The organism is Pantoea sp. PNA 03-3, assembly GCF_003201175.1.
GTDB lineage: Bacteria > Pseudomonadota > Gammaproteobacteria > Enterobacterales > Enterobacteriaceae > Pantoea > Pantoea stewartii.
Map to the genome: position 1 here is coordinate 655,429 of NZ_QICO01000003.1, position 25,288 is coordinate 680,716.

Genomic DNA, 25,288 nt, shown 5'->3' on the forward strand with positions numbered 1-25,288 from the left:
CTTACTCTTCGACAACACCTTCTGAATAAGGCGGCACGCTGGTTTTATTTTGCGTTCTTATTCAATCAGGTAATGTTTATTGTGCGGGACTTTGCTTCAATAACGTCGAAGCAGGTCGTGAATAACGTTAACGGATGCATGTAATCCGCCTGTCAGGGACTGATAATGGGCAACCTTTGTATAAAACGGGATCGCGGAAAGCCAAACGTAATCGACCGTCATTGCGGGACGGGAGGCAAAACAATGGAAAATTTTGAAAAGCGCTTTGAGCGACTGGAGCAAGACAGCCATCAGATGAAAATTGATCTGGCGCTGTTCAGTGGGCGCGCGACGGCATTTGCGACGAAAACCGATCTTGAAATACTGCGCTCAGAGCAAACGCTGTTTCACGTTGAAATGCTTCAGCGATTCACTGGCCTGGAAGAAAATGTAGAACACGTCGCGAGTCAGTTTGCCGGTATTGAGAACAGGCAGGATCGTATTGACAGCAAAATTTTTGAAATCAATAAGGTATTAGTCGACGTTACTAACCGGTTTAACAGCATTGACGCCAGCTTCTCGGTTGTCATAGCGAAATTTGATGATACTGACAGCCGATTTGATGGGACAGATAAGCGGCTGGACGGACTTGACTGTCGGTTCGATGGTGTGGACATGCGGCTCGATAGCGTGGATAAGCGGTTCGACGGACTCGACTGTCGACTTGATGGCGTGGACAAGCGGTTCGACGGACTCGACTGTCGGCTTGATGGCGTGGATAAGCGGCTGGACGGACTCGACAGTCGGCTCGATGGCGTGGATAAGCGGCTGGACGGACTAGACTGTCGGCTCGATGGTGTGGATAAGCGGCTAGACGGAATCGACTATCGCCTTGATGGCATTGATAAACGACTCGACGGAATGGATCGTCGCTTCGACAAGGTGGATCAGCGATTCGACAAGGTGGATGAGCAATTCGATAAGCTGGATGCGCGATTTGAAAGCCTGAATAATCGCCTTATCTGGACATTTATGGTCCCGGCTATTCTGGCTGTGTTTGCCTGGTTTATAAATACTGCCGTACTGAACGCAGCCTGATTCAGCAGAAACGGAGAAGGGATGACGGCATTAATGTGAAAGAGACTCCCCCTTAATACCGTCTTTGATTTTACTCTTTAACGGAACGGGGGTTCGTTAAACGTTCGCAGTTTACGCGAATGTAACTTGTCACCCTCAGCCCGTAACAGCTCTACCGCCTGAATCCCAATCTGCAGGTGTTCAGAGATGGCGCCGTCGTAAAAGCGATTCGCCTGACCGGGCAGCTTAATTTCGCCGTGTAACGGTTTATCGGAAACACAGAGTAACGTGCCATAAGGCACCCGGAAGCGGTAACCCTGGGCGGCAATGGTGGCACTTTCCATATCCACCGCCACGGCGCGGCTGAGATTAAAGCGCAGGGCAGAAGCCGAGTAACGCAGCTCCCAGTTACGGTCATCGGTGGTGACAACAGTACCGGTGCGCAGGCGCTCTTTGACTTCTTCGCCGGGCATACCGCTGACCGATTTGGTGGCATCGTAGAGGGCGCGCTGAACTTCGGCGATGCTGGGAATCGGGATATCCGGTGGCAGCACGCTATCCAGTACATGATCGTCACGCAAATACGCATGGGCCAGCACGTAATCCCCAATACGCTGACTTTCGCGCAGGCCGCCGCAGTGACCTATCATCAGCCAGGCATGAGGGCGAATGACGGCAAGGTGATCGCAGATGGTTTTGGCATTAGAAGGACCCACACCGATATTGATCAGCGTGATGCCGCGACGATGCGGTGACGTCAGATGCCAGGCAGGCATCTGATGTTTTTTCCAGGCCAGATCGGACAGCATCGCGTCATTGTTTTCCGTGTCAGCCGTCAGGATGACATCTCCGGCGCATACCAGGCTGTCAAACGGGGTTGACGGATCGCGTACCTGTTCGATGGCCCAGCGGACGAATTCATCCACATAACGCGTGTAGTTGGTAAACAACACGAACGGCTGAAAATACTCCACAGCCGTGCCGGTATAGTGGCGCAGGCGTGCCAGCGAAAAGTCGGTGCGCAGCGCATCAAAGTGGGAAAGGGGAAAGGTGGCGTCAGCATGAAACAAGCCATCTGCCGTTTCATCCCCAATCTGCGAGAGTTCAGTCGTGGGAAAATGACGGGCTATGCCGGCGCTCATGGTCCGGTCCAGCGACAGGTCAGAGCCGTCTATTACATACGGGTAGGGAATCTCCTGCTGTGACGGGCCGACTTCGATGTCCACGTCGTACTCTTTTTCCAGCATCGCCAGCTGTTCTGAAATGTAATGACGAAGTAAAGCGGGGCGGGTGACGGTGGTGCTGTAACTGCCTGTATGTGTAAAACGGCCCCATGCACGCGTGCGATTCTGTTGCGGTCCGTCTCCCTGCCAGGTAATGCGTAATTCAGGATAAACAAACAGGCCTTGCTCACGCGCGGCGGGGTCCGGCAGCACGCCTTCTTCCGTGTAGGCCTTGATGGACGCACGAAGCGCATCGACGGCGTCATTGTAAAGTTGCTCAAGCGCATCGAGTGCCTGTTCGCGTGTCAGCTTTTTCCGTTGGGCTGGCATAACTTCTCCTTTCAGGTTCTTACCACAATGCTCCTCAGCTTAGCGGTTTTAACAACGGATTGGGTGAAGAATCTATGATCGCGCGCATTTTGCGGCTGCCTGTTATGGGCGAGGCTAGTGGGCATCATGCGGCACTGAGTAAAAAAACGGATTAACCCGACAGCATCAGGATGTGCACGGCAGCAATGGCTTTCGCTAAGGCAAGAGGGTGGACCGGAGCATGGCAGCACCGATTCGGCGCGACTAAAGGCGAGAGCAGAAAAGTGTGTAACGATGATTTAACAGGAATGCAAAACGTTTTGCATATTTCACTTTACGCTACCATCATTAGAGTTCTTTCCCGACATGTTCATATTTGGTACTCCTTTGCAAAATCCCGGCGTAGCAGTGGTGCAGGCGATTAAGCGCACGGCGTGGTATCCGAAACGTCGCGCTTACCGCACGCTGTACTGGCGTGAAATTTCGCCTCTTGCAGTTCCTATCTTTTTTGAAAATGCCTGTGTGCTACTGATGGGCGTGTTAAGTACCTTCCTGGTGAGCTGGCTGGGCAAAGAAGCCATGGCCGGCGTCGGGCTGGCAGACAGCTTCAACATGGTCGTCATCTCCTTTTTTGCCGCCATCGACCTGGGAACCACGGTAGTGGTCGCGTTTAGCCTGGCCAGACGCAATGGTAAACGGGCCCGCGCCGCAACACGGCAGTCGCTGGCAATGATGACGGTATTAGCCCTGGTGCTGGTTATCGTCATTGAGTTCTGGGGGCATCTGATTATTGACGCCATCGCAGGCGCAGCAGAACCGAAAGTGAAAGCGCTGGCACTCAGCTATCTGCAGGTTTCCGCATGGAGTTATCCGGCGGCGGCCATTACGCTGATTGGTAGCGGTGCGCTGCGTGGGGCAGGGAACACGAAAATACCGATGCTGATTAACGGTGGGATGAATATCCTTAACATCGTTATCAGCAGTGTGCTGATTTATGGCTGTTTTTCGTGGAAGGGGCTGGGCTTTGTGGGGGCCGGATTAGGGCTGACAATTACCCGCTACATTGGCGCAATAGCGGTCATCTACGTGTTAATGATTGGCTTCAACGCCTCACTGAGAATTTCGCTGTCCAGCTATTTCAGGCGCTGGAACAGCAGTATTTTATTTGAAGTCTTAAGCATCGGTGTGCCGGCCAGTATTGAATCCGTGCTGTTTAACGGCGGGAAGTTACTGACACAGGTCTTTGTGGCGGGCATGGGTACCAACGAAATTGCCGGCAATTTTATCGCGTTTTCAATCGCCTCACTGATTAACCTGCCTGGTAATGCGCTGGGATCGGCGTCGACCATTATTACGGGAAAACGCTTAGGTAAATACCAGATTTTTCAGGCAGAGCGGCAAATCAAGCACGTCTATCTGTTGGCTACAATCTGTCTGACAGGCGTTGCTGCGCTGACCATACCGCTGGCGGGGCTGCTGGCACGGTTCTACACCAGCGATCCGGAAGTGATTAGCGTCACCAAACACCTTATCTGGCTGAATGCCCTGTTTATGCCGATTTGGGCCGCCTCCTGGGTGCTGCCCGCCGGCCTGAAGGGCGCGCGTGATGCCCGTTATACGATGTATGTATCGATGTTCAGTATGTGGTGCGCAAGGGTTGTTATTGGTTATCTGCTGGGCATTGAACTCGGTATGGGCGTGATTGGTGTCTGGCTGGGCATGTTCCTTGACTGGACGGTGCGCGGCGGATTTTTCTGGTGGCGACTGAAAAGCGGAAAATGGCTTAATAACTACCGCAAGATGCTCGCCAGGGCAGAATCCACCTGAATACCTTCAGCCACCCGTTTGTGAGAGGGGATGATGCGTGGCAGCTTCGCGCCGCGCATCATCACAGTCTGTTTTAATACTGCCACGCTTTTCATTTACCTGCCTCTACACAGGTTTCGTCATTCGTCAGGACGGTTCTGTGCCCACTTTTCCCGCAAAGCGGACGAAATGCGTTCGAATCCAGGGCCGCGCGTATCGCCTCTTGATAGGAATACTCTTAAATTTAACGCCATTGCTTCGTTCAACTATTTGATTAATATGTGTTATTGATTTTGTTTCAGAAAGACCAGGCAGCCAAATTTGACTTAATTCCTCTTTTCAACTTACGCATCGCGTTTGAGCTGACGGTTTTCTCAGCGTTCAGGGCCATCCGGCACCTTAAAATATTCATCTTGCTTAATCTTTTATACTAAAGGATAGGGGCGCTGAGACCATAGATGAGTATCAGACGTACGAAATGTGCAGGTTTCACCGTATTGTCATCTGTTTGAGTTAGTAAAAAACATAAGTACTATTACTTAGTTGCGTAACTGGGAGCTGTATTGAATTTTTCAAGGCAATATGTAAAGCTGTGTAAGATGTTAATAAATGGAAAAGAACTTTACACAGGCGAGCAGGATGTACAGGCTCGTGCGGTAGCTATGGTGCTGCATATTTTTTTGTAACCCATTGATTTATTGCTATTTGTGTGAGATCGACTGGAATTTAAGCAGGATGTTACCATTCTCCCCACACGAATAACGATTAACCAGCCCCGTTAAGTTTAACGATTACCTAACAAAAATCGTGTCTTACCAAAACATAATCAGGCTGCTTTAATACCGTTTGCTTTTAGGAATGGGTCAGTTTGCTGAATGTATTTGGTGAAATTCAGCCGACCCGCTTCTCCGGTCATCAGGTTTTATGAACTGTGCCTATACTGTTCATGCTCATCGTATAAAATTTACACTCAATCAACGCTCCTATTCAGGCAACTTGTATTGTTAATCAATGACTTGGCGTTATCTGGCGTCCAGTTGACGTTGTGCAACAATATGACGCGCTGACCACCGGCCAATGGCCACTTTTTTGGGTATTAATGGAACTAAATATGAAAAAAATGGTGAACTTTCGAATTGCATTAAGCCTGATGTTTGTTTTTGCTGTTGCAGGCTGTAAAACACCGCCAAAAATGACAGATGACACAATGGTCACCAATACCGTTGATGGCACTACCCTGATTCACCGTCATGCCGTAGCTGCGCCTGCACAGTTCACCGCCGTCAATGAGAGTTACCGTGCCCTGTATCCTGCCTCTGTGATGACACGCCCGGATTTTGGCGGCAAGGTCGTGGAAACGCTGAAAACGGGTGAAACCTATACCGTTGTGGGTCAGGTAGAAAATAACTGGCTGGCACTGGGCGAAGAAGCTGACGCGGTTTCACCACCCGCAACTGACGCGAAAGCCACCGACAGTAAGGGCGCCGCGCCTCAGGCACCCACTAATGCGGTCAAAGTCATTGGCTATGTGCCTTTCCGTGCAGTGGTAAAAAGCGATTTATACGACCAAACCATCAAAGCCGATCAGCCTAAGCGTCGTGCGCGTGCCGCCGCGAAGAAAAAGACCTGCGTCTCTGTTGATGGCAACAGCCAGGCCTGCCAGAACAGCAATAACGGTACCTGGATCATTAACTAAGTCAGGGGCAGGGAGGGGCAGATATGGCACATACCCACTTGCGCGCTGGCCTGAAAAAATGGCTCTGGCCCTTCCTGCTACTTCTGCTGACCGCATGCAGTAGCAGTAAGCCCGATATCGCGCGCTACAACCTGAATTTTCAGGCGCATCCCCCCATCAACGCCGGCGCGCCGCTCAAAGTGCGCGTCATGCTGTTGACGTCGGATGCCGAGTTTATGTCCGCTGATTTTTTCACATTACAGAATCAACCCGCGACAGCATTAGGCAATACGCTGCTTAACAGTCAGCAGTTTTTCCTGATGTCCGGTCAGCTCAGTAAAACGCTGAGTGCGAAAAGCCTGCCTGAGGCACGGTTTATCGGCATCATGGCGGAATATCAAAAGCTGGATGGCAAAGTGTGGCGGCTGGCGCTGCCTTTCCCGGACAGCGACAGCAGTTCATTCTGGCAGTTCTGGAAAAGCAATGATGGTGAGCTAAACGCCAACATTATTGTTGACGATGCCGGTATGCGTCTCGTTAAGCAATAACACCGTCTTCAAAGGATGATTATGAACAGAGCCGAAAAGGTTGTTTGGGCGGAAGGGATGTTTTTGCGTCCTCACCATTTCCAGCAGGCAGAAAATTTTCTGCAAAGCTCGCTGCGTGAATGGGGCCAGTCGCAACGTCCTTACATTTGGGGATTTTTCGATCTCGAATTTGATGAAGCGCTGTTACGGCAGGGCAAGCTGGCGCTCAATGCCGCCAGTGGATGTCTGCCGGATGGGACGTTTTTTGCTTTCAGCCAGCCCCAGCAAGGTCCAGCCCCATTAGACGTGCCCGCGAATATTGACCGGGCGAAAGTGGTGCTGGCCATCCCCGCGCGGCGTAATGGCCGCGAAGCGGTAACGTTTGAAGATGCGCCAGATTCTCTGGCGCGCTACCTCGCCTGGGAAGCGGAAGTCGAAGATGACAACGCGCAGGCTGTTGGCACCGCCACTGTCCAGTTTGGCAAGCTTCGCCTGCGGTTAATGCTGGAGCAGGATCTGACCGCAGAGTGGACGGCCATGGGCGTGGCGCAGATTGTTGAAAAACGCAGTGACAACCACATTCGTTTAGACAATGACTATATCCCTCCTACCTTAACGCTTGCAGGCAGTCGTCCGCTTCAGAGCATGATGACGGATTTGCACGGTATGATTCAGCAGCGCAGCCAGCAACTGAGCCAGCGCGCGCCAGGTACCGGGCGTTTTAACAGTGCAGATATGGTGGATTTCATGCTGCTGGCGCTCCTTAATCGCCAGTTGGGGCTGCACGCTCATCTGCAGCACCTGCCGTTACTGCATCCTGAAACGCTCTACAGCCACTGGTTACAACTGGCCGCGGAACTGGCAACCTGGACGCAGGCCCGTACGCCTGACGCGCTTCCCCTTTACGATCACGATGATCTGCAAGGTTGCTTTTCGCGCCTCACCCTGTTGCTGCGTCAGGGGCTGTCGCAGGTCATGGAAGAGAGCGCCATTCAACTGCCACTGACGCAGCGTTCACACGGCCTGAACGTCGCCACCGTGCCAGACAACAGCATGGTGCGTGAATTTGGCTTTGTGCTGGCCGTCAAGGCAAGCGTTCCCGCCGATGCACTCAAAACCCATTTCCCGGCACAGATGAAGGTCGCGCCTGTGACCAAAATTCGCGATCTCGTGCAGTTGCAGCTTCCGGGGCTGGCCCTGAGAGCCATGCCTGGCGCGCCCCCGCAAATCCCCTGGCACGCGGGATACAGCTATTTTGAGTTGGATAAAAACAGCGAGCTTTGGCAGGAGATGGAACGATCGGGTGCCTTCGCGCTGCACCTTGCCGGTGAGTTTCCGGGCCTGAACATGGAGTTCTGGGCCATTCGCAGTCAGTCAGAATAATTCAAACTGAGCAGGCATGATGCAGGAACAAAACAAACCGAACAGTGATGCTTTTCAGCAGGAGTTAAGTCTGAGCCATCAGAACACGCTGGTGGCCGCAGCTAATCCGCTGATCAACGCCATTCCCCAGATTCGTCACTCGGTATCGCATGACGATCCAGCCCGTTTACGCCAGCAACTTATCGAACAGATTCGTCGTTTCGAGCTGGCCTGTCAGCAGTCGGGTCTGAGCTACGAAGTGATCGTTGGCGCACGTTACTGCCTGTGTACGGCGCTGGACGAAGCCGCTGCGCTGACGCCCTGGGGCAGCCGCGGTGTGTGGACCAGTAATGGCTTGCTGGTAACTTTTCACAACGAAACCTGGGGTGGCGAAAAGTTTTTCCAGCTGCTGGCTAAACTGTCACAAAATCCGCGACAGCATATTCTGTTACTGGAGCTAATTTATTTCTGTCTGGTGCTGGGGTTCGAAGGGCGCTACCGCGTACTCGACAACGGGCGTTCACAACTGGACACCATTAAACAGCGCCTGCTGCAGATGATCCGAAGCGTCAGGGGAAGTTTTGCCGCTGCGCTTTCGCCGCATCCTACCGATCAACCGGTGTTGCGCAAACTGTGGCGACCGATGATTCCGCTGTGGGCCTGCGCCGCGCTGGCGGGCCTGGCGGCCTGCCTGTTCTACATTGTGCTTAACTGGCGGCTGGGGGATTACACCTCGCCGGTGCTGGCCAAAATTTATCAGACGACGCTGCCTGAAGTGCAGATTCGTAATCCGGCACCGCCGCCGCCGCCGTCACTGAACCTGAAGTCCTTCCTCAAACCAGAAATCGATGAAGGCCTGGTCGCGGTGCGTGACGAGGCCGATCAGAGCGTGGTGACGCTGAAAGGAGACGGCTTATTCGCCTCTGGATCAACGGAAGTTCGTGGGCGTTATGATGCGGTGATTCAGCGCATTGCCGAGGCCATGAACAACGTCAGCGGGAAAATCCTGGTCGTGGGATACAGCGATAACGTACCGATTCGCAGTGCACGTTTTGCATCGAACTACGAGCTGTCGCTGGCTCGCGCTCAGTCCGTTCAGAACCTGTTGCAAAAACAGCTGGCCAATCCGTCACGTGTCAAGGCGGAAGGGCGGGGCGAAACGCACCCGCTGGTGCCTAATAACAGTGCAGAGAACCGCGCCCGCAACCGTCGTGTTGAAATCACGCTGCAGGTCGCACCTGACACGACGAAAGCTGAACTTAACGGCCTGGCAAGAGGGAACTAATCCATGCTGAATGTCCTGTTTTCGATACTGACCAGCCGCCTGGCGTGGGGCTTCGTCGGTATCACAGCGTTATCATTTATCATTTGGGTCATCGGCCCGGTGTTCTCGATAGTGGATTCCCGGCCGCTGGAGTCTGAACAGAACCGCATGATCAGTATTGCGCTGCTGTATGTGGTCTGGGGCCTGAGTCAGGCGATCCCACGTCTGTATAACTACTGGCTGAACCGCAAACTGATGTCCAGTCTGGAGACCAGTAAACCGGACGCACCTGAGGAAGAGCGCAAACGCCTGACCAGTGAGGATCAGGTGCTTGCCAGCCGCTTCTCTGAAGCGACAGAAATGCTGAAAAAGGCGCATTTTCAGCGCCAGAGCAGCAAAGGCGCCCCTTTCTGGGCGCAGCGCTTCAGCCATCAGTACCTGTACCAACTGCCGTGGTACATGATTATCGGTGCGCCTGGCGCGGGTAAAACGACGGCGCTTGTGAATTCCGGTTTGCAGTTTCCGCTGGCCGATAAATTTGGCAAAGCGGCCTTACGCGGTATTGGCGGAACACGAAACTGCGACTGGTGGTTTACAAATGAAGCTGTCCTGCTGGATACCGCAGGACGCTATACCACGCAGGAAAGTCAGCAGGAGCGTGATGCCAGTGAATGGCACCATTTTCTGGCGCTGCTGCGCAAATACCGTGGCCGTCAGCCTGTAAACGGCGTCATTGTGACACTGAGCGTGGCTGATCTGTTGTCGCAGTCGCCCGACGCCATGCGTAATCAGGCGATGGCGCTGCGTCAGCGCCTGATGGAACTTCACGATCAACTGGGCATTCGCTTTCCGGTTTATGTGCTGGTCACTAAAGCTGACCTGTTAAAAGGTTTCCGCAGTTATTTTGCCAGCCTGGATAAAACACAGCGCGAACAGATTTGGGGATTTACCTTCCCATGGGCGAAAGCCTCGACAGCGGATTTCGAACTGAGCAGCCAGTTCCAGCAGGAATATGCTCTGTTGCAACAGCGGCTGGATGCCGGGCTGGCGGATGTTCTGCTGGCGGAAAGTGATGCGCAGGCGCGGGCAGAAAGTTATCTGTTCCCACAAGAATTTGCCGCGCTGCGCCCACAGTTGGCTGAAGCGCTGGATATTCTCTTTGCCCGTTCTGATTTCGAAACGCAGTTTGCGCCGCGCGGGATCTATTTCGCCAGCGGCACCCAGGAAGGGCTGCCATTTGACCGTGTGATGGGCGAACTGACACGTGCACTGCACTTGCCGGGCCAGCAGCAGGGCGAGTCAGGTAGCTGGGACAAGGTGGATAAAGAGGCCCCGATTCCGCAGAACAAAGGCCAGAGTTTCTTCCTGAAAGGGGTGCTGGAAAACGTCATCTTTCAGGAGTCGGGCCTGGCGGGCAGCAATCGCTGGTGGGAACTCCGTAATCGCGTAGGGCTCTGGTCGGGCTACCTGGCCTTGCTTATCCTGGTGCTGATTGCGGGGACATTGTGGCTGATCAGCTACAACAAAAATAAAACTTATCTGCAGGAGATGGCGGCCAAAACGCCGCAGGTCGAGCAACTGGGTGACAAACTGCAAAAAGAGGTGAACGGTAACCTGTTTGCGCTGGTCCCTTATCTCAACACGCTGTTGCACCTGCCGGAAAGCGCGTCTTTTTCCCTGGAGCATCCGCCGCTGACGCGTCGCATGGGGCTGTATCGGGGTACCGAAGTGAGTGACGCCACGCAGGCGTTATACGATCGCGCACTTAAACAACTGTTGATGCCACAAGTGGCGCAAAATATTACCCGCTGGTTACGCAATGACAACGGCAGCGATGCCGATTACAGCTATGAAGCCCTGAAGGCTTATCAGATGCTGTATCAGCCAAAGCACTATGACGGTAAGTTTCTTCAGGCGTGGATGATGTTAAATATCTCCCGTGAACTGCCTCAGGATGTGACGCAGGCGGAGGTGAAACAGCTGGCGTGGCACCTGCAGCAGTTGCTGGAAACACAGATCCAGTCCTCGCCCTATGCGAAGGATGACGCGCTGGTAAAGCGCGAGCAGGCGCTGATTAGTCAGATGCCGCTGTCACAGCGCGTTTACGGACGCCTGAAACGCCTGCTGGAACGCGATAGTGCATTGTCACCCGTGACCCTGGCTGCCCTGGGTGGGCCGCAAAGCGAACTGGTGTTCTCACGTAAAAGCGGTAAATCCGTGAATGAAGGCGTGTCCGGACTTTTCACGCCCGACGGCTACTGGAACCACGTTGATAAAGAGATCGCCCCCGTGACGGATGCCCTCTACAAGGATGATATCTGGGTGCTGGGCGGCGAAACGGCCCATGAAGACAGCAAACAAACCGATATGGCGGTGCGTCAGCTGTATATTCAGGACTATATTCGCCAGTGGGAGCAGTTTCTCAGCGATATCCAGCTCAACAGCAGTGCCGATTTAACGCAGCGTATTAATACCGCACGTCTGTTATCCAGTAACCATTCCCCGCTGCGGCAACTGGTTATTAATTTGAGTAAACAGCTCACGCTGACGCGGGCACAACCTGACGACAAGAGCGCGAAAAATGCCGCAGCCGCATCAGATAACAGTGCCACGCGCACGTTACAGGCACTGTTTACCTCGCCGCGCTCGAATGGTGAACAGGGTGCGGTGCAGCAAACGCCTGAACAAGCGGTAACGGCCCATTTCGCACCGATTATCGAACTGGCACAGCCATTGCAGCAGGGCAGCAAAGTGCTGGCCGTGGATGATTTCCTGAAGCAGATTGACGACCTCTATCGTTACCTCACGGCCGTACAGGACGCGGCGAACAGCGGAATGCCACCGCCGTCCAGTGATGCGATCAGCCGTCTGCAGGCCAGCGCGGGTCGTTTGCCTGGCTCGCTGCAAAATATGGTCTCCGGTATGGCTGTCGGTGCCAGCAGTGATGCACAGCGTCGCGATATGGATAACGTCCGCAAGCGCATTACCATGGAAGTTGGCAGTTTCTGTCGCCAGGCGATTGCCGGCCGCTATCCTTTAGTGCGCAACGCGCGAAGTGAAGTCACGCCTGACGACCTGGCGCGCATGTTTGCGCCAGGCAGCGGACTGATGGACAGCTTCTTCCGGGACAATCTGGCCAGTAAAGTGGATACCACCCGCGCGGCATGGCGTTTCACGCCGGGCATTGATGGTAAAACGTTACCGGGGGGCGAAGCGCTGCTGCGTCCGTTCCAGCAGGCTCAGTCGATTCGCGATGCGTTTTTTGCCAATGGTGCCACCACGCCTTCTTTCCGCGTGACGTTGCGCACGGTAAAAATGGACAACGACATTCTTAATATGACGCTGGACGTGGACGGGCAAATCTTACGCTACAGTCATGGTCCACAGGCGGTGCAGTTAGTCAGCTGGCCCGGTCCGGGGGGAACCAGTCAGGTGCGCATGCAACTGGGCCTGACGAATGGCACGACCTCCACGCTGACCACCAGCGGGCCATGGGCGCTTAATCGCTTCTTTGACCGCGCACAGGTCACCTCGGTCGGCGGACTGACGCGCGAAGCCAGCTTTAATGTGGACGGCCATAATGTGACGTTGTCCTTTACGCCGGGCAGCATCAGGAACCCCTTCCAGCTCCCTGCATTTAGCTGTCCCTGAAACAGGATCTGACTATGACTCAATACGCAGCACCTGGCTGGTACGGCAAACTGCCCAGTTCGGGTGATTTCGTAAAACGACGTTTCCCCGATACCCTGCAGCGCCAGTGGTCGAACTGGTTTCAGGTAGGATTGCATCACTGGCAAACCAGTGCGGAAGGCGAGCATTCCGCGTCTCGGGCCTTTCTTAAAGCGCCCGTATGGAATTTTGTCATACCGCCCATGTTAGGTACGCAGCTGATTCAGATGGGCTGCCTGACCGCCGCCCGCGACAGCGTCGGGCGACATTATCCGCTCTGTGCGTTGCGCTACTTTACGCCAACGGAATGGGCCCCGTTATTGCTGGCCCGCGCCGGTGACTGGTATCACCAGATGGGCAATACCTTATTGCGGGCGGTTCAGGAGGGGGGCACGCCCGAGCAGTTTGATCAGGCGTTGTTAAGTATTCCCCTTCCACAGCCTCAGGAAGGCGAAGCCTCATCGGATATCTTATCGGTGATCGGCAGCGGGGAGAATAATGCCTCCCCCCTGAGCTGGAATTTGCCATCACAGAGTTTTGATCCCCAGTTTCAAAGCAGTTTTTGGTGGACCAATCAGAGCGACGGTTTTCCGCTTTATACCCATGTCCACAGCGGCAACCTGACAGCGCAGTTATTTTCGCTGTTATTCGATCCGGCGGGCGGTGCAAAGCCCGGGCGAAATGGACTTTATCCTCCTATGTTTGAATCCTGAGGCGAAACGGATGAGTATTGATATTGACACGTTGCTGATACCGGTAAGCCACGATAATCCCTGCGGGGATAACCTGGAATACGATGCGGATTTTCAGGCGATGGAACAGGCCAGCGTAGGCAAAGCCGAGCAGCAGTTCGGCAATACCATCATTCCGGCCGAACCGGCTGACTGGAACAAGGTCGAAAAGCTGGCACTGGATTTAATGAGCCGCAGCAAAGATTTACGCGTCATGCTCACGCTGACGCACGCCTGGACTCGTCTCAAAGGGTTGCCCGGCTATGCACAGGGGTTGCAACTGATTGAGCAGGCCATGTCGCAGTACTGGGAAACCTTATGGCCACGTCTGGAAGAAGATGGCCAGCCCGATCCCTTTTACCGCATTAATGCCCTGGCCGTGCTGGGCGACCAGTCAGCCCTGGCGGGCGCGGTGCGCCAGTCGTGGCTGCTGCGTTATGCTTCCGACGGGATTACGCTTCGCGATGCCGCTGCATTATGTGACGGCAGTAAAACGGAAGTGCCAGACTACCCTGGCGGCCTGCCGCGTCTTAATGATGAACTGGCGCGAGGCGAGCAACCCGGCGTTGCGGCCATTCAGGACATTGGCGAACGTTTGCAGCGCATTCGTAGCCTGGTGACTGAAAAGCTGGATGAAACGGCCTTACCGGATATGAGTCAGCTTCAGCGCAGCTTCGCCATGCTGAATGAGCGTTGCCAGGCCACCGATATCGGCGCGTTACAGTCTCTGGCAGCGGCCGTACAGTCTGCACCGGAAACTGAAAACCCAACCGCGCCCAGGGCCGCGTCGCGCGCCGCTACAGACTGGCGCAGTGCTCAGCTTAACTCGCGTGCTGAAGCGCAGTTAATGCTGGAAAAAGTGAAACAGTACTTTACGCAGCACGAGCCCAGCCATCCGGCACCGTTGATGATTGACCGTGTACAGCGCCTGATCGAACTCGACTTTATGGACATCATTCGCGACCTTGCGCCGGATGGTGTACATCAGTTAGAAAACATTTTTGGACGCCGCGACTAAGCTATCAGTGAAGTCTTAACGCAGCGAGACCTGCGCGCCTCCTGCGAGCCAGTAACCGCGCATTATTTATGGAGAGAACCATGCCAACAATGAAGTCCAGTGGGCAGAAATTTATCGCCCGCAATCGCGCGCCACGCGTTCAGATTGAATATGACGTGGAAGTTTATGGTGCAGAACGAAAAATTCAGCTGCCCTTCATCATGGGCGTACTGGCCGATTTAGCCGGTAAGCCGCTGGAGCCGCAGGCCAGCGTTGACGACCGCAAATTCCTGGAAATCGACATCGATAACTTCGATGAGCGCATGAAAGCCATGAAGCCACGCGCTGCATTCCAGGTCGACAATACGCTGAACGGCGACGGCAAACTGAATATTGACCTGACTTTTGAAAGCATGGACGATTTCTCCCCGGATGCCATTGCCCGTAAAGTCGAACCACTTAACAGCCTGCTGGAAGCACGTACTCAGCTTTCAAATCTGCTGACCTATATGGATGGCAAAAATGGCGCTGAAGAGCTTATCGGCAAAATTCTTCAGGATCCGACCCTGCTGCAGGCGTTGACGCATGTGCCTAAGCAGGCGGATGCCGCAGAAGGGAAGGAGGAGCAATAATGAATCAGACTTCTCAACAACCCCAGTCACAGGGCGATGCCAGTTTTAGTCAGGACGAGTTTAGTGCCTTACTGAACAAAGAGTTTCGTCCAAAGAGTGATCAGGCGCGCGAAGCGGTAGAAAGCGCGGTGAAAACGCTGGCACAGCAGGCGCTGGAAAATACGGTGACCGTTTCCAGCGATGCTTACCGCACCATTCAGGCACTGATTGCTGAGATTGATGAAAAGCTGTCTCAGCAGGTCAACCAGATTATTCACCATGAAGAGTTTCAGAAGCTGGAAAGCGCCTGGCGCGGTCTGAGCTATCTGGTGAATAACACGGAAACCGATGAGATGCTGAAGATTCGTTTCATGAGCATCTCTAAACAGGAGCTGGGCCGCACGCTCAAGCGCTATAAAGGCGTGGGCTGGGATCAAAGTCCGCTGTTTAAGAAAATCTATGAACAGGAATACGGCCAGTTCGGTGGCGAGCCGTTCGGTTGCCTGGTCGGCGATTACTACTTCGACCACAGCCCGCAGGACGTTGAGCTGCTGGGCGAGATGGCCCGCATCGGTGCGGCCGCGCACTGTCCGTTTATCACCGGTACCGCGCCAGGCGTTATGCAGATGGAATCCTGGCAGGAGCTGGCGAATCCACGCGATCTGACCAAAATCTTCCAGAATACCGAATATGCCGCCTGGCGCAGCCTGCGCGAATCGGAAGATGCGCGTTATCTGGGCCTGGTAATGCCGCGCTTCCTGTCTCGTCTGCCTTACGGCATTCGTACCAACCCGGTTGACAGCTTCGATTTTGAAGAGCAGACCGATGGCTCGGATCACAGCAACTACAGCTGGACCAACGCAGCTTATGCGATGGCGGCCAACATCAATCGTTCATTTAAAGAGTACGGCTGGTGTACCTCCATCCGTGGCGTGGAATCAGGTGGCGCAGTGGAAAACCTGCCCTGCCATACGTTCCCCAGCGATGACGGTGGCGTGGACATGAAGTGTCCGACCGAGATCGCCATCAGCGATCGCCGTGAAGCCGAACTGGCGAAAAATGGCTTTATGCCGCTGGTCCACCGTAAAAACTCTGACTTCGCCGCGTTTATTGGCGCACAGTCGCTGCAAAAACCGGCGGAATACCATGATGCGGACGCTACCGCGAATGCTCGTCTGGCTGCCCGTTTGCCGTACCTGTTCGCCTGCTGCCGTTTCGCTCACTATCTGAAGTGCATTGTGCGCGACAAGATTGGTTCATTCCGTGAGCGTGACGATATGGAACGCTGGCTGAATGACTGGATAATGAACTATGTTGATGGTGACCCGGCTAACTCTTCACAGGAAACCAAATCACGCAAGCCACTGGCTGCGGCGGAGCTGAATGTGGAAGAGCAGGAAGACAACCCTGGCTACTATGCAGCGAAATTCTTCCTGCGCCCGCATTATCAGCTGGAAGGATTAACAGTGTCGCTGCGTCTGGTATCGAAGCTGCCTTCGCTGAAGTCGAACGAGAATTAAATTTTTTTGCAATGTAAAGCACGTCCAGGTGGCGTGCTTTTTCAGACGATTAAGCATGACCTTTTTCACTTCAAAAATTCTGTTGCCCGCAAAATAAACCTTTTCTGAAAATACTGGCTCCGGTAGAAGGTCTACGGGTTTCGACCGGGCTATAAAGGTATAATGGCAGGCTACCTAATCAGATATTTTGCTGTTCCATGTCGGCCAGATAAATAATTAGCTCAACTGTTCTGTTATCGCTGTGAGAATGGATAGGGGTTAAGTCATCAGCCTGCAACAGAATGAACGACATAATTAAATTTAGCGTATTTACGACGGATGCCTTGTGTGCGTCAGCATTCATTTGACATACCGATACGGCAAAAAAATCTCCTGCTGTTGCAGTTTATTGTAGTGGGACCCTTCGGGAAGCCTGTAGCACTCCCGAAGTCGAGGCAAAAGTAAAATATGGACTGTTTTATTCAGCCCCATGCTTTTCTCTTTGCCATATAGATGCTTTTTCGAAAGCGACAACTTTTTCCATAACGAAGAGTAAATATTATGGCTATTGATATGTATTTGAAGGTAGACGGCATTACGGGTGAATCTAAAGATTCTAACCATACCGGCTGGATTGATATTACCTCTTTCTCCTGGGGCGCTAATCAGCCGGGTAATATGAGCGTGGGCGGCGGTGGCGGTGCTGGTAAAGTTAACTTCAACGACCTGCACATTAATGCCAAAATCGACAAAGCGGTAACTGCACTGCTGAAAAACTGTGCCAGCGGTAAGCACGTTTCTAAAGTTGAAGTGTCAGTTTGTAAAGCGGGCGGCACGCAAATCGAATACACCCGAATCACCCTGGAAGATGTGCTGGTAACCAACGTTCAGTTCGTGGGTTCAGAGCACGATGACACCCTGGGCGTAACTTATGCATTCCAGGCTGCGAAAGTGAAACAGCAGTACTGGGAGCAGAGCTCTTCTGGTGGTAAAGGTGCAGAAACCAGCGCGGGCTGGAACATCAAAGAGAATAAAGAAGCGTAAGAAAAAACGCCTCCTTATCGGGAGGCGTTTCTCGCTAAGTGGTTTTTTCTTTTTATGCGTTAGGCTCCCAGCCAATTTACAAGGATTTCTCTGGATCAGATTCATTGGGTGGAGATAGTAAATGAGTATTACAGGGTCAGTTGGTATAGGTGGCCGTAATAATTACGGCGATGTAAAAACGGTTCAACGGCTTTTACAAAATAATGGTTTTCCCCAGCTTCGTGATGACGGCAGAATTGGGCCAAAAACTATCGAAGCTATCAAAAGTTACCAATCACGTTTCATGTCACGGCCAGATGGTTTGGTTGATGTTCATGGTCGGACCTGGAATAAATTATCTAATTCTGAAAAAACTAACCGAACGCAGCCCACACCAGAAGAAAATCGCCATCTCAATTCAGGTCGCTTAACTGTAAATGCAGGGCAAATAACTTTTGATGCAGAAGGTAATGATTGGCCTAACAGCCCAGGATTTAGTCGACATATCCATTGGCCTAAAGGGGCTTCTGGCGTAACAATCGGACGTGGTTATGATATGGGTGGGCGTTCTGGTGAGACGGTGAAAATAGACTTGATCCAGGCTGGTGTTCCGCAGGAACAAGCTATTCTTCTGGCAAGAGGCGCTCGATTATCACCTTCACAGTCAGACAAGTTCGTAAAAGAACACCGTAATGAGTGTGGTATTATTACTCGTGAGGCTCAAGCTAAATTATTTGAAATGATATACCCTAAATATCTGGTTAGAGGGCAATCAATTTATCTTAGTAAAACTTCTGGCTTCCCAGAAAGAACCCCTTGGGAAAACCTTAAACCTCCTATAAAAGATATAGCTGTAGACTTTGTATATCAAGGGCTGGGTTTTGAAAGAACCATGAAAGCCTGCATGTACAACGATATCGATAAGTTAATAGATTTTATTGAAAATAATGCCCAAGTAAAAAGTTATGAGGGTGGACGCCAACGAGCAAATTATCTGAGAAAACATAAATAGGCGGGAGTTTTTATGTGCAAGCAATATATTTATAGTTTGGCTTTTGTTTTTTTTATATTTGGTCATTCAGCTTATGCGATGGATGATTGCTCTAAGGAAACAAGTGATCCTGCAGTGTTTACTTGTGCTGAAAAAAACAAAAACACTGCAGAGCAAAAGTTAAATAATGAGTACTCGGCGGCAAAGAAACGCATCGATAAAGTCTTTCAAAACGAAGCGGAAGTCAAAAAAGAATATTTGAATATATTTCTTGAGTCACAGCGAAGCTGGCTAAAATATCGCGATGGGCAGTGTAAGTTATTTGCGCATGTTGCCGATAAAAACAGTAATCCTTATACGGTATTTACGAATAATTGTATTGCAGAACTTGATGAGGCAAGAACTAAACAGTTGGAACAGATCCCATACGATTGATTTTTTTAATATGCACCTATTGTAATCCAGGTGCATATTATATTGTAAGGCTCTAGTAACTCTATCTATTTTTATATCCCGCCTTTCTCCCCGAGAGACGCGCGATATAGATGTCGAAAAGCTAACCGCAGGAATCCGTGATGCGCTTTACGATAATAACCGCTAAACCCGGCCATCAACCGCCGCAAACCAGTTTTGATTTTCTTCCTCCCGGCGGCACAATTGGTCGTGGTGTGGATAACAATCTGGTACTGCCCGACGACGATCGCACGATTTCCCGCCTGCAGGCGATTGTGCTTATCACTGCTGAAGGTGAATGCCGCCTGACGAATCGCGGTAACGTGACGCGTGTGCTGTTAAACGATATCCCACTGGAGCAGAGCTCTTCTGGTAAAGGTGCAGAAACCAGCGCGGGCTGGAACATCAAAGAGAATAAAGAAGCTTAATAAGATGCGCCTCCATCAGGAGGCGCCCTTTACACTAATCTGTTAAAGCTGAGTCGAGAGGGATTTGACGTGACTACAATACAGATAAGCCAGGGCGTTGGTTTAAGACAACCTAATAAATCACTTGATGTTAAAACCGTTCAATCATTATTAAATTCCAATAAGTCTGTTACACCTCACTGGTAGTGAATTAAAAGTTGATGGTTTTTTGGGACCAAAAACTATTGATAAAATAAAAATATTCTAGGAAAAGATTGTGGGTCTTCGCAACCCGGACGGTATTGTTTCACCCCGGGGGCCTACAATGCGTAGGTTACATGGAAATATTACGCCGGTCAGCAATATAAAAATTAAGCCTCGATACTACAGCCTCTGCTGTTACTGATGAAATGTATGTTAGTATGGCGAAAGCATTAAATTGCGAACCAGCAGCAATAAAAGCAGTTGTGATGTCGGAAACCAAGCAAAGTCCATTCGATTCATCAGGTCGGCCGACAATTCTATATGAAAGGCACTATTTCAGTAGATTAACAAATCACAATTATGATGCAACTCATCCTGAAATATCAGGAAAGCCATACGATCATTATGGTAAATTTAGTGAGCAATACGACTAATTAAACAAAGCAATAGCACTTGATCGTGCAGCAGCGCTCCAGTCAGCTTACTGGGGAGCATTCCAAATTATGGGTAGTAATTATGTCACTTCGGGTTACGAAAATATCGAAGAGTTTGTCAAAGGAATGAATACTATTCCGGGGCAGGTATACGCTTTTGTTAATCATGTTTCTCATACGCCGACTCTTTTGAATGCAATCCGAACGAAGAACTGATCAAGTTTTGCCAGATACAACAATGGTAGTGATTATAAAAAGAATAATTATGATGTTCATTTATCAAGAAATTATGACAGAGCCATGCATAATTAATTCAGGATTTTATATAATATGAAAATCTTCAATCTGGTATTGTCTTTACTTGTTATTAGCCCTATAGCGAATGCTTCCATAACTCTTTCTAAACCTCATTCAAATGATTATGAAAAGACTATTATTCAGGAAGCTCAGCATGAAGGTCTTGAGCGAGTTGAATTAGATAAAAATCAAACTTTCGATTTAATCAAAAATGGCAAAGTATTAGGTACTCTTGTACAAGGAAAAGGATGGGTAAGAGAAGTTCAGCCTGTATGTTTTATTGCCTGGACAAAGGATAGTAAAAAATCTGATCAGTTTATCCAAACAATCGGTCAAGGGGATTGGGAAACAGTAGGTTGCCATAAAGTTGATTCAGTTGGCCTTATTTCAAAAAAAGACGATCCTGCTACGAAAGTTGCGGTTATTTATACCACTGAAGCCCCTGATCACTATGCAAATGATTATTACATTTTGGGATTAAAAAGTGGTGATAACAGCATCTATTACGATCAGAGTGTTACGGAAAAGTTTCAAAATTCATATATAAAAAATCTCTCTGAACTGCGTAAGGCTTATCAAAAGTAATTTTAATTAAACCTCTTTAGCAAACCAACCAAGGTTATATGTTAATTTTAATTAAAGGGGTTTGCATATGAGATGTATGATTAAACTCCTTTGTACTATTAGTTGAAATTGATGAATTTTCCGCTATAGAAAATTTCTGCAACGATAGCAACGAGCAGTAAGTATACGCTTGTACAGAAAGAATCATTAATAAGACGAGAGGCAATTTAACAAAGAATGCCAGGCAATAAAATTAAGGATCAATAATTTTATTATAGCCCTTTCAAAAGCTAAGATAAGTCTCTGCAGCTTTTTACTGAATCACAGCGTCCATGGCTTAAATACCGCCATGAAGGATTGCGCGTTCGCCTCACTGACGGCGGATAAGAACTCTGCCGCGAGCATGGCATACAAAACACCTGTGAAGCAAGTCTGGACAAACAAATCATTAATAAGTTGAGAAGAACCCCTTACAGTTAATGTTGTATTTTGAAATATTTTCTTTTACTTTATCCCACTTTCAGGTGTCCATCATGCAGAGAACCGGTTATGTGTTACTTTTTATCGCGTCGTTGGTCATGTCCTTAAAGTGTTTTTCTGAACAGGAATATTCTTTAAATCTTAATGGTAAGTGGAAAGTTGAACATGTATATGTTGACGAGGATGTTGCCTCTGCGAAGCTGATAACGCTAATTCCTGATGATCCGAATCTAAAAGGACGTATATTTGAATTCACGTCGGATAAAATAAAGACGTCTATACAGCCAGATAGTGGCTGCGAGTTCCCAGATTATCATTCTATGAATGTGACAATATTAAATCATTTGATGAGCAGTACGACAGAAGGGGTTCAATACGACCCTGCTAAAAGCTATTCTCTGCCGGTCAAAGGAACGCTGAATATACATCCTTATAGTATTCATTGTCAGAATGGGAAGATCAGTCCTTCAGATGAGCATATTGAACACTGGCTTGTGAAACTTGATGTTAATTTGGTATTACTGAACTGGGATAACCAGTCTTACATATTACTAAAAAAGTTATCAGATAATGCCAGATTTTCACCTTCGTTCGCGTGCGAAAGGGCAACGAATGATAGTGAAAAAACGATTTGCCATGATCCAGATTTGTCTTCCTGGGATGTGAGTGTCGCCGAGGCATATAATATTGTATTAAAGCAAATTACAAATACAGGTTTAGATGCCAAGATACGTTTAGCTCAGTTCCATCAAAACCAAAAGCACTGGCTTGACGCCAGAAATGCGTGTTCTGCTAATTCTACCTGTATAAAGAAAAAAATGCAGGCTCGTGTTGCCGAACTTATTGAGCTTGCGAAGTCATAAATAAATGCCTTTTTAAACAAGCACGTTTCATGTCACGGTCAGATGGTTTGGTTAATGTTCATTGAAAAAATGGAGTGTACTCTCTCGCTCAGGTAACAATACCAGTAAAGTTTTACCTCCTGGGAAAGTCGATGATCCAAATGTTAATTCTGGCCGTCTTACCGTTAATGCGGGACAAATTACATTTGATGCCGAAGGTAATGACAACATTCATAGTCCTTATTTCAGTAGGCATATACATTGGCCAGGATATAACTCAGGGGTAACCATCGGAAGATGGTTACGAAATGGGCGGAAGAAGTTCAGGTTAAATTTATTCTGATCTTTTGATGGTGGGGGTTGAGCAAGCGCAGGCAAGGCGTCTTTCTTTAGGCTCAACAAAAAAAGGAAGTGCGGCACATGCCTGGGTTAAAAAATACAGGGATGAATGCGGCATCATATCACGTGAGTCGCAGGCAAGGCTCTTTGAGATTATTTACCCAATCTATGTAAGTCGTGGTAAATCTTCTTATCTATCTAAAACTGCCAGTCATCATGAAAGAACGGATTGGGATAAGCTGAAGTCCGCAATCAAAGATATTATTGTGGATTTAATTTATCAAGGTGCAGATTCGAAGATAAATATGCAGGCGGCTATGCATAATGATATCAATAAATTGACAGATTTTATTGATAGCTCAGCATATCTCCAAAAGTTTGAAAAGGGTCGTCATCGTGCTCGTTATCTCAGAAGTAGACGATAGATAAGAGGTTACATGGAAAAGATATTGCTTTCTACTTTGCTCATAGTTGGTATGCAAGTGCTTAATCCGGTTTATGCTTTAAGTGATTGCTCACAAGGAAATAATGATCAAGAAGTTTACTCCTGTGCAGAAAAGAATAAATCTGAAACAGAAGTGATGTTGAATAAGGAATATAAAGCAGCTAAATCAAGGGTTCAGGAGCTTTATAAAGGCAATGATGAGGAGCTTAATAAGTACATAAGCACGTTAACTGAAGCACAACGGGCATGGTTAAAGTACAGAGAAAATGATTGTGAACTTGCCTCTTTTGCAGCGGATAAAGGTAGTGATGCAAGTCTTTCTTATATCAATATCTGCCTGTATGAGCACAATGAACAAAGAATTAAAAAGTTAAAGATGATACCTTATCATTAATTAAATTATAATAATCAATTCCTCTGGGGTGCATTTTTATTTTCAGCTGTCGTCAACTGAATATAGCATAGGATAAGTGATGTCTTTTAAAAGATTTGACCTTATTAATGCTTAAAAATAGATCGTAAATGTATGCACCTCTTTTTGGCAAGGCAGGGTTGGATGTTTTAGCTCGTATTAAAAATTTTACAGAGGCACCCTTGCAGTTCATGCTTTAAATCTTTCAAGTTCATCAATAGTCCATGAGTGGCAAACGGCAGGTGTAGGAGCTATTCGAGGATACTCAACTTACGTTGATGCAGCAGCTAAGGCCGCAAGATTCATGAAGTATGGAGGTTGGGTTGCTATCGGTTTCAGTGCATTGAACACAACTAATGATGTCTATAAAGGATGCACAGTTGATCGCGAGAATGAGTGTACAAAAGTTGCTGTAAAAGAATATTCGAAGTTTGCAGGAAGTACAGTGGCTGGTTTTTATGGTGGGGCGTTGTCAGCTTCACTTGCCACAGGCGCATGCGTTGCGTTGGGAGTGGCAACTGGCGGAGTTGGTGCCTTGGCTTGTGGTATAGTTGGTGGTGCCGCAGGTGGATATGGTTTTGGTGAAGCCGGTGGAAAAGCCGTGGACTTTATCATGGATAAGATCTTATGACATTATATGATATCACCATGTATACGATTATTTTTTTATTTTTCCTTATTGGTTTTTTGCATATTTATGCCTCTTTTATTTTTAAGAAAAACAGTGAAAAATACGCTAAGATAATTCGTGAATTTAATAATGCAGGTCTCCAGCTTGATACTACTACTAAATTTTCAAGTAACTTGGGGTTTTATGCAAATTATCAAAAGATTTCATATTTATATCGCCTTCAAAAAGGTGTGAAAATGAAATTCAGACAAAATGAAGAAGTAAGGGAGGAAGCTTATAATTTTATTCAGTCGCAACCAAAAAATATGACAGCGTGGATCGCTGATTTAGTTGTTTTTTATAAAGCTATATTTGCCCTGACTGCGGTTTTTGGTTTTCTTTTGGTTTTCTTTTGTTTTTCTTTGTTTACATACTCAACTAGTTTATCGATTAATTAAAGTGAGAAAATAAATCTCGAACTGGTAATGATGTTTTTAGGTGTTTACGTTTTGCGGGCTTTACACTTTCACCTTTTAGGTCATTCCTGGGTGATAGCGTTCTACTTCCGAAAATTAAAATTCATAACTTGGGTTAACAAGTATGTTGATATTAACCATAGTCAAACATTCCATCTTAACGACAGTAAAGAAGTTGAAGCGCTTATTCAGGAAAGCGCCTGAGTTAATACGACGTAATCTGTTTGTTTCATCGCTTGGTCTGAAAATGGAAAAGTTATAGACCATTTTATTGAGAAAATAGGCCCGGGTAAATGACTGTAGGCTGCCATTAGTAATAATGAGCAAGAAGCCTGCACATGTTTTAATGATGAAATGAACGTTACTGAGTTATCATTTAAACAATGAAGACCAGGCAGCACAATCCACTAAGCCTCTATATCCCGCCTTTCTCCCCGAGAGACGCGCGATATAGATGTCGAACAGCTAACCGCAGGAATCCGTGATGCGCTTTACGATAATAACCGCTAAACCCGGCCATCAACCGCCGCAAACCAGTTTTGATTTTCTTCCTCCCGGCGGCACAATTGGTCGTGGCGTGGA

Annotated in this window: 20 protein-coding genes and 3 pseudogenes; 22 read left to right on the forward strand and 1 reads right to left on the reverse strand. The window is 49.2% G+C overall.

Annotated features, from left to right (window positions below; translation table 11 throughout):
- The first annotated feature begins 243 nt into the window (after nucleotides 1-243).
- The gene (locus tag C7433_RS12760; RefSeq protein WP_233255777.1) at nucleotides 244-1,077 is read left to right on the forward strand and encodes a hypothetical protein; all 834 of its coding nucleotides are present in this window, start codon (nucleotides 244-246) and stop codon (nucleotides 1,075-1,077) included.
- Between the two features lie 77 nt (nucleotides 1,078-1,154).
- Here the strand turns inward: C7433_RS12760 and C7433_RS12765 are convergent, their stop codons facing one another.
- The gene (locus C7433_RS12765; protein WP_033742179.1) at nucleotides 1,155-2,609 is read right to left on the reverse strand and encodes an AMP nucleosidase; all 1,455 of its coding nucleotides are present in this window, start codon (nucleotides 2,607-2,609) and stop codon (nucleotides 1,155-1,157) included.
- 345 nt (nucleotides 2,610-2,954) lie between these two features.
- Here C7433_RS12765 and C7433_RS12770 point away from each other — a divergent pair, with 345 nt between their 5' ends.
- From C7433_RS12770 to C7433_RS12875, 21 genes and pseudogenes are all read left to right on the forward strand, one after another.
- The gene (locus tag C7433_RS12770; RefSeq protein ID WP_199227856.1) at nucleotides 2,955-4,415 is read left to right on the forward strand and encodes an EmmdR/YeeO family multidrug/toxin efflux MATE transporter; all 1,461 of its coding nucleotides are present in this window, start codon (nucleotides 2,955-2,957) and stop codon (nucleotides 4,413-4,415) included.
- Nucleotides 4,416-5,493: 1,078 nt separating this feature from the next.
- A complete protein-coding gene (locus C7433_RS12775; RefSeq protein WP_033742175.1) occupies nucleotides 5,494-6,090 on the forward strand; it encodes a hypothetical protein in 597 nt (198 codons plus the stop codon).
- A gap of 23 nt (nucleotides 6,091-6,113) precedes the next feature.
- Complete coding sequence (gene tssJ, locus C7433_RS12780; RefSeq protein WP_110268298.1) at nucleotides 6,114-6,617, forward strand: type VI secretion system lipoprotein TssJ; 504 nt, start codon at nucleotides 6,114-6,116, stop codon at nucleotides 6,615-6,617.
- A 21-nt stretch (nucleotides 6,618-6,638) separates the two neighbouring features.
- Nucleotides 6,639-7,979: a type VI secretion system baseplate subunit TssK gene (gene tssK, locus C7433_RS12785; RefSeq protein WP_033742173.1), complete on the forward strand. Its 1,341-nt coding sequence runs from the start codon at nucleotides 6,639-6,641 to the stop codon at nucleotides 7,977-7,979.
- A gap of 16 nt (nucleotides 7,980-7,995) precedes the next feature.
- Nucleotides 7,996-9,243, forward strand: coding sequence for a DotU family type VI secretion system protein (locus tag C7433_RS12790; RefSeq protein WP_080752842.1), 1,248 nt, complete (start codon nucleotides 7,996-7,998; stop codon nucleotides 9,241-9,243).
- A 3-nt stretch (nucleotides 9,244-9,246) separates the two neighbouring features.
- A complete protein-coding gene (tssM, locus tag C7433_RS12795) occupies nucleotides 9,247-12,873 on the forward strand; it encodes a type VI secretion system membrane subunit TssM (protein WP_033742169.1) in 3,627 nt (1,208 codons plus the stop codon).
- Between the two features lie 14 nt (nucleotides 12,874-12,887).
- A complete protein-coding gene (tagF, locus tag C7433_RS12800) occupies nucleotides 12,888-13,604 on the forward strand; it encodes a type VI secretion system-associated protein TagF (protein WP_110268299.1) in 717 nt (238 codons plus the stop codon).
- Nucleotides 13,605-13,614: 10 nt separating this feature from the next.
- Nucleotides 13,615-14,640, forward strand: coding sequence for a type VI secretion system protein TssA (tssA, locus tag C7433_RS12805; RefSeq protein ID WP_033742167.1), 1,026 nt, complete (start codon nucleotides 13,615-13,617; stop codon nucleotides 14,638-14,640).
- Between the two features lie 80 nt (nucleotides 14,641-14,720).
- Entirely contained in the window at nucleotides 14,721-15,251 is a 531-nt protein-coding gene (tssB, locus tag C7433_RS12810; RefSeq protein WP_033742165.1) for a type VI secretion system contractile sheath small subunit, read from the forward strand.
- The gene (gene tssC, locus C7433_RS12815; protein ID WP_110268300.1) at nucleotides 15,251-16,750 is read left to right on the forward strand and encodes a type VI secretion system contractile sheath large subunit; all 1,500 of its coding nucleotides are present in this window, start codon (nucleotides 15,251-15,253) and stop codon (nucleotides 16,748-16,750) included. Before tssB ends, tssC begins: the two co-directional genes overlap by 1 nt.
- A gap of 540 nt (nucleotides 16,751-17,290) precedes the next feature.
- Nucleotides 17,291-17,773 (forward strand): type VI secretion system tube protein Hcp, encoded by a 483-nt coding sequence (locus C7433_RS12820; RefSeq protein ID WP_033742159.1) that lies wholly within the window; start codon nucleotides 17,291-17,293, stop codon nucleotides 17,771-17,773.
- A 121-nt stretch (nucleotides 17,774-17,894) separates the two neighbouring features.
- Nucleotides 17,895-18,764: a peptidoglycan-binding protein gene (locus tag C7433_RS12825; protein WP_110268301.1), complete on the forward strand. Its 870-nt coding sequence runs from the start codon at nucleotides 17,895-17,897 to the stop codon at nucleotides 18,762-18,764.
- 12 nt (nucleotides 18,765-18,776) lie between these two features.
- Nucleotides 18,777-19,178, forward strand: a complete 402-nt coding sequence (locus C7433_RS12830) for a lysozyme inhibitor LprI family protein (protein WP_052133231.1) — start codon at nucleotides 18,777-18,779, stop codon at nucleotides 19,176-19,178.
- A gap of 140 nt (nucleotides 19,179-19,318) precedes the next feature.
- Nucleotides 19,319-19,558: pseudogene (locus C7433_RS12835) on the forward strand (FHA domain-containing protein); the annotation flags it as partial.
- A 515-nt stretch (nucleotides 19,559-20,073) separates the two neighbouring features.
- Nucleotides 20,074-20,553 (forward strand): annotated as a pseudogene (locus C7433_RS23900) (N-acetylmuramidase family protein).
- Nucleotides 20,554-20,571: 18 nt separating this feature from the next.
- Nucleotides 20,572-21,123, forward strand: a complete 552-nt coding sequence (locus tag C7433_RS12845) for a hypothetical protein (RefSeq protein ID WP_110268302.1) — start codon at nucleotides 20,572-20,574, stop codon at nucleotides 21,121-21,123.
- 512 nt (nucleotides 21,124-21,635) lie between these two features.
- Complete coding sequence (locus C7433_RS12850; RefSeq protein ID WP_110268303.1) at nucleotides 21,636-22,445, forward strand: lysozyme inhibitor LprI family protein; 810 nt, start codon at nucleotides 21,636-21,638, stop codon at nucleotides 22,443-22,445.
- A 329-nt stretch (nucleotides 22,446-22,774) separates the two neighbouring features.
- Nucleotides 22,775-23,188, forward strand: coding sequence for a hypothetical protein (locus tag C7433_RS12860; protein WP_110268305.1), 414 nt, complete (start codon nucleotides 22,775-22,777; stop codon nucleotides 23,186-23,188).
- A gap of 12 nt (nucleotides 23,189-23,200) precedes the next feature.
- Nucleotides 23,201-23,602, forward strand: a complete 402-nt coding sequence (locus C7433_RS12865) for a lysozyme inhibitor LprI family protein (protein WP_110268306.1) — start codon at nucleotides 23,201-23,203, stop codon at nucleotides 23,600-23,602.
- A 208-nt stretch (nucleotides 23,603-23,810) separates the two neighbouring features.
- A pseudogene (locus C7433_RS12870) lies at nucleotides 23,811-24,251 on the forward strand (hypothetical protein); the annotation flags it as partial.
- Complete coding sequence (locus tag C7433_RS12875) at nucleotides 24,248-24,688, forward strand: hypothetical protein (protein WP_110268307.1); 441 nt, start codon at nucleotides 24,248-24,250, stop codon at nucleotides 24,686-24,688. The pseudogene C7433_RS12870 and the gene C7433_RS12875, both read left to right, overlap by 4 nt.
- Nucleotides 24,689-25,288 lie beyond the last annotated feature (600 nt).